This window comes from Streptantibioticus ferralitis (assembly GCF_029223525.1).
Classification (GTDB): Bacteria; Actinomycetota; Actinomycetes; order Streptomycetales; family Streptomycetaceae; genus Streptantibioticus_A; species Streptantibioticus_A ferralitis.
The window spans coordinates 44,964-52,686 of sequence record NZ_JARHTQ010000041.1; the positions used below are offsets into that span (position 1 = coordinate 44,964).

Here is a 7,723-nt window from a genome sequence, read left to right on the forward strand (position 1 = left end):
TTCCGGCACGTTTCGATGCCGGACGAAATGTGTGCTGCCTACGCTGGAGGCATGCAGACGAACACCGTCGCCCCGCAGGAGCACGAGGCGGATGTGGCCAGAGCGGCAGCCGTGTTCGGCGACGCCTCTCGGGTTCGGGTTCTCCTTGCGCTCGGTGACGGGCGGCGACTGTCCGCGAGCGTGCTGGCCGCCGAAGCCGGGGTGAGCCCCTCGACCGCCAGCGCGCACCTGGCCCGGTTGCTGGAGGCCGGACTGGTGACCGTCGAGACGCATGGCCGCCACCGTTACTACCGGCTCAGCGGTCCCGAGGTCTCCGACGTCCTGGAGGCGCTCGCCCGGGTCGCCCCGCCCAAGGCCGTGCGCTCGCTGCGCGAGGGCACCCGCGCCGCGCAACTGCGGCGGTGCCGTACCTGCTACGACCACCTCGCCGGGCGGCTCGGGGTGGCGCTCATGGATGCCCTGCTGGCGAAGGGCATCCTCACCGGGGGCGACGGGAGGTACCGGGAGGAGGCGGCGGACCGCGACCGGCCCTCCGCGTACGGGCGCGATGTCCCCTACGAACTCACCGAGCACGGCCGCGAGATCCTCACCGAGTTCGGCGTCGACCCGGACGATTTGCCACGCCGCAGACCGGCGATCCGCTACTGCGTGGACTGGAGCGAGCAGCGCCACCATCTGTCCGGCGGGCTCGGCGCGGCGCTGACCGGGCGGCTGTTCGCGCTGGACTGGATCCGCCGGGGTGACGCGCGGCGTGTCGTCCGGGTCACCGACGAGGGCCGTGCGGGCATGGTGGCCACCTTCGGCATCCCGGAGGACTGGGACGTGCCGGTGGCCTGAGGTGTGCTGCCGGTAAAGGCGTTGTTTCCACATCACGCCGGGGTTCGCTTAGGCTTCCCGTCAGCGGTCTCAGCCACAGACGGTCACGGGGGACCAACGGGAGGAAGCGGCCTTGCACCTATCGGAATGGCTCCAGCACATCCCGCCCATCGCGGTCTATCTGATGGTCGCCGGGGTGATCGGGGTGGAGAGCCTGGGCGTTCCGCTGCCCGGCGAGGTGGTGTTGGTCAGCGCGGCGCTGCTGGCTTCGCACGGCACGGTCGACCCGCTGGTCGTCGGGGTGTGCGCGGTGGCCGGTGCGGTGGTCGGCGACTCCATCGGCTACGCCATCGGACGCAAGGGCGGTAGGGCGCTCTTCGATCGGCTGGGCCGCAGATTCCCCAAGCACTTCGGCCCCCAACACCTGGCCACCGCGGAGCGCTCCTTCCAGCGCTGGGGCATGTGGGCGGTGTTCTTCGGCCGGTTCGTCGCGCTGCTGCGGATCTTCGCGGGCCCGATCGCCGGCATGCTGCACATGCGGTACTGGAAGTTCCTCACCGCCAACCTGCTGGGCGGCATCGCGTGGGCCGGTGGTACGACGGCGGCCGTCTACTACGTCGGGGTGGTCGCCGAGGCCTGGCTGAAGAAGTTCTCCTACTTCGGCCTGGCGGCGGCGGTGCTGATCGGCATCGGGTCGTTCGTCGTGGTACGCCGCCGCGCCAGGTCGCATGCGGCGCGGGAGGAAGCGGTCGCGGAGCCGGTCTCCGCCCCGGCCGGGGAGTGAGCGGGCCGCGCGGTGAACGCGCGGCTCACCCCGCGTCGAACGCCTTTTGGTGGGCGGCGGCCAGCTGTACGTAGTGCTCCGCGTTGGCCCGTACCAACTCCCGCTCCTCATCGGTCAGTTGGCGCTTGACCCGGGCCGGGACACCGGCTACCAGCGAGCCGGGTGGGACCCGCATGCCCTGCGGCACCAGGGCGGCGGCCGCGATCAGCGAACCCGCGCCGATGTGCGCCCCGTTGAGGACGGTGGCGCCCATTCCCACCAGTACGTCGTCCTCGATCACACAGCCGTGCAGCACCGCGTTGTGCCCGACCGAGACCCGTTCGCCGACGATCGCGGGAAACCCGGGGTCGGCATGCACGGTGCAGTTGTCCTGGATGTTGCTGTCGGCGCCGATCGTGATCCGTTCGCAGTCGCCGCGCAGCACCGTGTGGTACCAGGCGCTGGCCCCCGGGGCCAGCTGTACTTCGCCCACGATGACGGCCGTTGGCGCGGCGAACGCCTCGGCGGCCACCTCGGGTTCGCGCCCGGCCACGCCCGCGACCAACGCCCGCTGTGCCATGCAGACTCCTCCGCTCATGTCCCGGTCCGGATCCGGGTACCGCGATGATCCCATGCAGTCGCTACTGTGTGCGAGTGCCGAAGAACAGCAACGTGTTCTCATCCTTGCCGTCCCTGACGGCTCTGACGGCCTGGCGCCGCCGGATTGCCTCTGGCCTGATACACCGTGGCGCCCGCTGGGTGCGGGAGACCGCCGCCGTTACCGCCGAGCGCCCCGGCCCGTTCCGATTCGGCCGGATCGGTCCCGGTACGCGACTGGCCTACCCGCAGGGGACGATCTTCGGTGAGCGGTGGATCGAGTTGGGCGACTACTGCATCATCGGCGAGCAGGTCACGCTGACCGTGGGCATGGTGCCGGGCATGGAGTTCGGACCGGATCCGGTGCTGCGGCTCGGGGACGGTGTCGTCCTGGGGCGCGGCAGCCATGTGGTCGCCTCCCAGCCGGTGGTCTTCGGCCGGGAGGTCTACTGCGGCCCGTACGTCTACGTGACCAGCGACAACCACTCGTATGACGACCCCGACCAGCCGATCGGCAAGCAGTGGCCGCGTACCGCGCCGGTCGAGATCGGTAGCGGAAGCTGGCTGGGTGCGGGCGCGGTGATCCTGCCGGGCGCGCGGCTGGGCCGCAATGTCGTGGTCGCGGCGGGCTCGGTGGTACGCGGCGAGGTGCCCGACCACGCGGTGGTGGCAGGGGCGCCGGCGCGGATCGTACGGCGTTGGGACGCCGACCGCGGCTGGCAGCCGCCGCTGCGCACCCCGCCGCCGGTGCCACTGCCGCCGGGGCTCACCGCGGAGCAACTGCTGGCCCTCGCTCGGCTGGATCCGGGCGACGAGGCGTCCGCCGTGACGCCAGGGGAGTAGCGACCGCCGGAGCGGCCGTCCCGATCGGGCCAGCGGGCTAATACTGCAACCGCACCTGCCACGTCATCGCAGGTCAGAAGCGGTGCGGCGGTCTCCGAACAGTGCGGGGTCGGCCGTCTACGGCCGGGCACCACCGCGCCCGGGCAGATCGCGATTCAGCAGGTCAGCGTCACGTTCGCCTGACGGCATATCAATTTCTGTCGCCCGACGCACCCGCTCCGACCCGCGCCGATCCGCCGAGTGCGGTTGCCGTACTAACCGGCCGCGAGCAGCACCGACCCGGCGAGGGCGAGTCCGGCGCCCGCGGCCTGCACCATGCGCAGCCGCTCCTTGAGCACACCCCGGGCGGCGAGCGCCGTGACCACCGGGTACAGCGAGGCGAGAACGGCGGCCACGGCCACCGCGCCATAACGCGTCGCCAGTGCGTACGAGCCGTTGGCGGCCACATCGGCCAGACCGACGAAGGCCAGCGCCGGCAGGCTGCGCCACACCGGCAGCAGGCCGCCTTCCGGTAGCGCCGGGGTACCCCGGCGTACCGACACCGCCAGTGCCGTGCCGCCGACCACGACATTGCACAACCGCTGGACGAACAGCGCGAGGAACAGCCCGGTCACGTTCACCGAGGCCGCCGCGATCAGCGCCATCACCGCACCGAACCCCAGCGCGGCGACCAGGGTCAACGCGATCGCCTGGCGCTGTACGGGTGCGCCGCGCAACTGCGGGCCACCGGCGAGCACCACCCCGGCGACGGCCACCACGATGCCCGCGTACTGGAGCGGCCCAGGCCGCTCGCCGAGCACCAGACCGACCCCCACCGGAACCACCACACCGATGGTGGCCAACGGTGAGACCACGCCCATCGGGCCGAGCGCGAGGGCCCGGTAGAAACAGAGCATCGCGGCCGGGCCGACCACGCCCGCGGCGACCGCGAACCACAACCGCGGCCCCGCCTCGCTCCACCCGCCGGTGCCGACCACGATCCCGCCGAGCACCAGGGCCGCGGCGGCCTGCGACACGACGACCACGGTGAGGGCGGGGAACCGCCGGGTGAGCAGCCCGCCGCCGAAGTCGGCGAGACCCCAGAGCAGGCTGGTGGCCAGAGCGAAAACCGCTGACACGGTGCTACCTCGCAGTACAGTGTGATGGACGCTGTGGTGCAGTCCACCGTAGTGCACTGTATTGCATTTCGTCATCCAGAATATTTAACGGTAGGGTCGCGGCCGGGTCGGCGCGGGGACCCCGTCGTGACGGGAAACGCCAGCCAAGGGGGCGGTAGGTCGGTGCCGGATCTAGAACGTGTCGCGCAGTCGCTGGCGCGCAATCTCAAACGGCTGCGCCAGGAGCACGGCTACTCCCTGGACGCCTTGGCGGCCCGCTCCGGGGTCAGTCGCGGCATGATCATCCAGATCGAGCAGGCCCGTACCAACCCCAGCGTCGGCACGGTGATCCGGCTCGCCGACGCGTTGGGGGTGAGCATCGCGGGCCTGATCGACTATGCCGACGGCCCCACGGTCCGTATGGTCACGCCGGAGCAGGCGGTCAAGCTCTGGGAGACCCCGGCCGGTAGTCACGGCACGCTCCTCGTGGGCACCGAGGCGCCCGGTCCGCTGGAGTTGTGGTCATGGCGGCTGATGCCCGGAGAGGGGCATGACTCCGACCCGCACCCGGTCGGCACCGCGGAGCTGATCAGGGTCGACGCGGGCGAGTTGACGCTAGTGGTGGACGGCGAGGAGTTCCGGGTACCCGCTGGTTCGGCGGCCGGCTTCGAAGCGGGAGTGCCGCACGGCTACCACAACACCGGCTCGGTGCCGGTGGAGATGACGCTGGCGATCTCGGTACCGCCGCCGCGCTGAGCCCCATTTCGCCGGCGGGCCGGAGCGCGGCCATCGGGGAGCGCAGTAGCGTGCGGAGCATGCGCGCTCCCATCGGAGACTTCGACGAGGCACTCCCGGCATCCCACCACCTCGATCTGCTGGCGCCACCGGTCGCCGACGCGCTGCGCGGGTGGCGCGGACCGGTCCCGGCGGATCAGTTGCTCTACGTGGACTCCGACCCGGCCGACGCCGACACCGCCGTCTTCGGCGAGATCCACGGCATTCCGCCGCAGCTGTCGGCCAACTGCGTGGTCGTGGCGGGCAAGCGCGGCCAGCGGGTGACGCTCGCCGGATGTGTCGTGCTCGCGCACACCCGGGCCGATGTGAACGGGCTGGTGCGCCGTCATCTCGGCGTCCGCAAGGCGTCCTTCGCGCCGATGGACACCGCGGTGAGCGAGAGCGGTATGGAGTACGGCGGCATCTCGCCGATCGGGCTGCCCGCGCAGTGGCCGCTGCTGGTGGACGCGGCCGTGGTCGACACCCCGTACGTCGTCATCGGCAGCGGACGGCGGCGCGGCAAGCTGCTCGTGCCCGGCAAGGCGCTGGCCACACCCGCGGGCGCCGTCGTACTGGACGGGCTCGGTGTGCCCGCGCGGTGACGGACCGGTCAGCCGAGGGGGCGTGACAGGTCGAGGGAGAGTGCGGTGGAGTGCTCGGCGAAGCCGAAGTCGCGGTACATCCGTTCCGCGTCCGAGGTGGCGTGCAGATCGACCCGGGTCACTCCCCGCTCGGCGAACCAGCCGAGGAGTGCCTCGGTGGTCGCCCTCGCATAGCCGCGTCGGCGGTGGGCCGGGTCGGTGCACACGTTGAAGACGAAGCCGATCCGGCCGGTCGGGTGCCCCGGAGCGGGCAGCCGCTGCTCCACCGTGCCCACGGCGCAGGCGGCGAGCCTTCCGTCCTCCGCGTCCACCACGAACGCGCCGAGCGTCGCGTCGCGGCCGGACAGCTGCCGCCGTATGAGCTCGCGCGCGGTCTCCTCCCATCTCCCTGGTTCGTCACGGCCGTTCATCGCATGGAACATCAGGCGGCGCAGCCGTACCAGTTCGGCGGCGTCGTCGGGACGGGCTGCTCGTACGGTGATCACGCCGGGACGCTAGCGCAACCGGCGGGCGTTCGCCGAGCCGTCTTCGGAATTCGATCGTCCGCTTTGTGCTCGCGGTATGCGTGCGGCCCGCCGCCGCGTGCCGTCAGCGCAGCCTCGGCAGCTCGATCGCCGGGCAGCGGTCCATCACCATCTCCAGGCCCGCGTCGCGCACCCGGTGGTACGCCTCCTCGTCCACCACGCCGAGCTGGAACCACACCGCCTTCGCCCCGATCGCCACCGCTTCGTCCGCCACCGGGCCGGCGAGCGCGGAGTTGACGAACACGTCGACGACGTCGACCGGGAACGGAATCGCGCCGAGCGAGGGGTACCCCCTCTCCCCGTGCACCGTCTCGGCCCTCGGATGCACCGGCACGATCCGCTTGCCGTAGCGCTGCAGCAGCTCCGCGACGCCGTACGCCGCACGCTGCTGGTTGGCAGACAGTCCCACCACCGCCCAGGTATCACCGAGCCCCGTGAGGATCCTGCGGATCGATGCCGGGTCGCCGTACACGCTTGCCTCCTGCGGATTGGTGGGTCACTCGACCACGCAACGAGCATCATCACCCGGGGATTCCCACCACCGGGTCGGCCGCCCTGCTTTCGCCGTCCGCGCGGGAATTGTGCTCCGTGATGGTTCCGCGTCGGGCACGGCCTTCGGGCGCCGTTACTGGTGCGTGGCGGCCGTTGAGGCGGTCGTCGGGGGCGTGCCGGTGTCGGCGTGCGGCGCCGCGGGGTTGGCGCTGGCCGCCTTCGGATTCTCCCCGGCGGCCAGCGCGGCGAGCGCTGGGGTCGCTCCAGGGGCGCTGCTGCACGGCTCGGTGTGGTGGGGCGTCTTCGACATGGCCGAGCGCCGCGCGCGCTCGGTGGGCTGAGTGGCTCGCGGTCGCGGGGGCACTGTCAGAGGTCTGCCCTAGTCTGCCCGCATGACGCAGACGCTTCGTTACCAGGTGACGATCGCCGCCGGTCCCGATCGGGTGTGGCAGGCCCTGAAGGCTCCACAGGGTGTGACGCGTGACGCGCGATGAACTGTTCGACGGGCTGGCACGGTTGAAGAGGGCGACAGTCGGCGGTCGGCGGGCGCCGCACAAGCCCCTGCTGCTGTTGTGGCTGTTCGGACGGTATGCGGCGACCGGAAGTTCAGCGGTGACGTATGCCGAGGCGGAGGAACCGGTCAGCCGACTGATCAATGACTTCGGGCCGTCAGTGGCTGGCGCCGCTGCCCAACGGCAGCGCGCCGCAATGCCCTTCGTGCACCTCGAACGCACGTTGTGGCAACTCCTCGACGACAGCGAGCGCCCCATAGGGCCCGATGCGCCGGAGCGCGGCACATGGCTGCGGGAGCGTGGAGCCGTCGGACAACTGTGTACGGAAGTGGAGTTGCTGCTCGCGGACCCCGGCACCCTGGCCGCCGCCGTAAGGGTGCTGCTCGATCAGCACTTCACGCCCGCACTGGAGACGCTGATATGCGACGGCGCGGGGTTGGATCTGCTCGGCCTTGAGGATGCGGCCCACTCGACGACCCCACGCATACAACACCGGCGGACCCGGCGATCGGGCTTCGCCGAAGAAGCCCTGCGCGCCTATGCGTTCGCCTGCGCGATGTGCGGCTATGACGGGGCGCTAGTAGGGCTTGGTCATGTTGATCTTGGCGGTGCGTGTCCTTCGGCCGCTGCATGCGTTGAAGGTGTGTGACGCCGGAAGAAATCGCAGCCATCCGTGGCGAGTTGGAAGCATTCGCAGCTGATG

General features: G+C 71.2%; 10 protein-coding genes and 1 pseudogene. 7 read left to right on the plus strand and 4 right to left on the minus strand.

Features of this window, described 5'->3' with window-relative positions; all coding sequences use genetic code 11:
• Nucleotides 1-51: 51 nt before the first annotated feature.
• Together P2L57_RS35630 and P2L57_RS35635 are read left to right on the plus strand one after the other, a co-directional pair.
• The gene (locus P2L57_RS35630) at nt 52-837 is read left to right on the plus strand and encodes a metalloregulator ArsR/SmtB family transcription factor (RefSeq protein ID WP_275821888.1); all 786 of its coding nucleotides are present in this window, start codon (nt 52-54) and stop codon (nt 835-837) included.
• A gap of 112 nt (nt 838-949) precedes the next feature.
• Nucleotides 950-1,600, plus strand: a complete 651-nt coding sequence (locus P2L57_RS35635; protein ID WP_275821890.1) for a DedA family protein — start codon at nt 950-952, stop codon at nt 1,598-1,600.
• Nucleotides 1,601-1,625: 25 nt separating this feature from the next.
• Here the strand turns inward: P2L57_RS35635 and P2L57_RS35640 are convergent, their stop codons facing one another.
• Nucleotides 1,626-2,159, minus strand: a complete 534-nt coding sequence (locus P2L57_RS35640) for a gamma carbonic anhydrase family protein (protein ID WP_275821892.1) — start codon at nt 2,157-2,159, stop codon at nt 1,626-1,628.
• Between the two features lie 74 nt (nt 2,160-2,233).
• Here P2L57_RS35640 and P2L57_RS35645 point away from each other — a divergent pair, with 74 nt between their 5' ends.
• The gene (locus P2L57_RS35645; protein WP_275821894.1) at nt 2,234-3,019 is read left to right on the plus strand and encodes an acyltransferase; all 786 of its coding nucleotides are present in this window, start codon (nt 2,234-2,236) and stop codon (nt 3,017-3,019) included.
• Nucleotides 3,020-3,273: 254 nt separating this feature from the next.
• On the opposite strand, the gene P2L57_RS35650 is transcribed toward P2L57_RS35645, so the two are convergent.
• Nucleotides 3,274-4,137, minus strand: coding sequence for an EamA family transporter (locus tag P2L57_RS35650; RefSeq protein ID WP_275821896.1), 864 nt, complete (start codon nt 4,135-4,137; stop codon nt 3,274-3,276).
• A 162-nt stretch (nt 4,138-4,299) separates the two neighbouring features.
• Here P2L57_RS35650 and P2L57_RS35655 point away from each other — a divergent pair, with 162 nt between their 5' ends.
• Entirely contained in the window at nt 4,300-4,872 is a 573-nt protein-coding gene (locus P2L57_RS35655) for a helix-turn-helix domain-containing protein (protein WP_275821898.1), read from the plus strand.
• A gap of 59 nt (nt 4,873-4,931) precedes the next feature.
• Nucleotides 4,932-5,492 (plus strand): YbaK/EbsC family protein, encoded by a 561-nt coding sequence (locus tag P2L57_RS35660; RefSeq protein ID WP_275821900.1) that lies wholly within the window; start codon nt 4,932-4,934, stop codon nt 5,490-5,492.
• A gap of 8 nt (nt 5,493-5,500) precedes the next feature.
• Here P2L57_RS35660 and P2L57_RS35665 read toward each other — a convergent pair whose 3' ends face one another.
• Both P2L57_RS35665 and P2L57_RS35670 read right to left on the minus strand, forming a co-directional pair.
• On the minus strand, nt 5,501-5,977 hold the full coding sequence (locus P2L57_RS35665) for a GNAT family N-acetyltransferase (protein WP_275821903.1): 477 nt from the start codon (nt 5,975-5,977) through the stop codon (nt 5,501-5,503).
• Nucleotides 5,978-6,080: 103 nt separating this feature from the next.
• A complete protein-coding gene (locus P2L57_RS35670) occupies nt 6,081-6,488 on the minus strand; it encodes a CoA-binding protein (protein ID WP_275821905.1) in 408 nt (135 codons plus the stop codon).
• A gap of 109 nt (nt 6,489-6,597) precedes the next feature.
• Between P2L57_RS35670 and P2L57_RS35675 the strand changes: the two genes are divergently transcribed.
• Together P2L57_RS35675 and P2L57_RS35680 are read left to right on the plus strand one after the other, a co-directional pair.
• A complete protein-coding gene (locus P2L57_RS35675; RefSeq protein ID WP_275821907.1) occupies nt 6,598-6,849 on the plus strand; it encodes a hypothetical protein in 252 nt (83 codons plus the stop codon).
• A 139-nt stretch (nt 6,850-6,988) separates the two neighbouring features.
• Nucleotides 6,989-7,600 (plus strand): annotated as a pseudogene (locus P2L57_RS35680) (phosphorothioated DNA-binding restriction endonuclease family protein); the annotation flags it as partial.
• Nucleotides 7,601-7,723: the final 123 nt, after the last annotated feature.

Coding starts and splice junctions, on each gene's coding strand:
- P2L57_RS35630 (WP_275821888.1), top strand. CDS start 52: ATGCAGACGAACACCGTCGCCCCGCAGGAGCACGAGGCGGATGTGGCC.
- P2L57_RS35660 (WP_275821900.1), top strand. CDS start 4,932: ATGCGCGCTCCCATCGGAGACTTCGACGAGGCACTCCCGGCATCCCAC.
- P2L57_RS35640 (WP_275821892.1), bottom strand. CDS start 2,159: ATGGCACAGCGGGCGTTGGTCGCGGGCGTGGCCGGGCGCGAACCCGAG.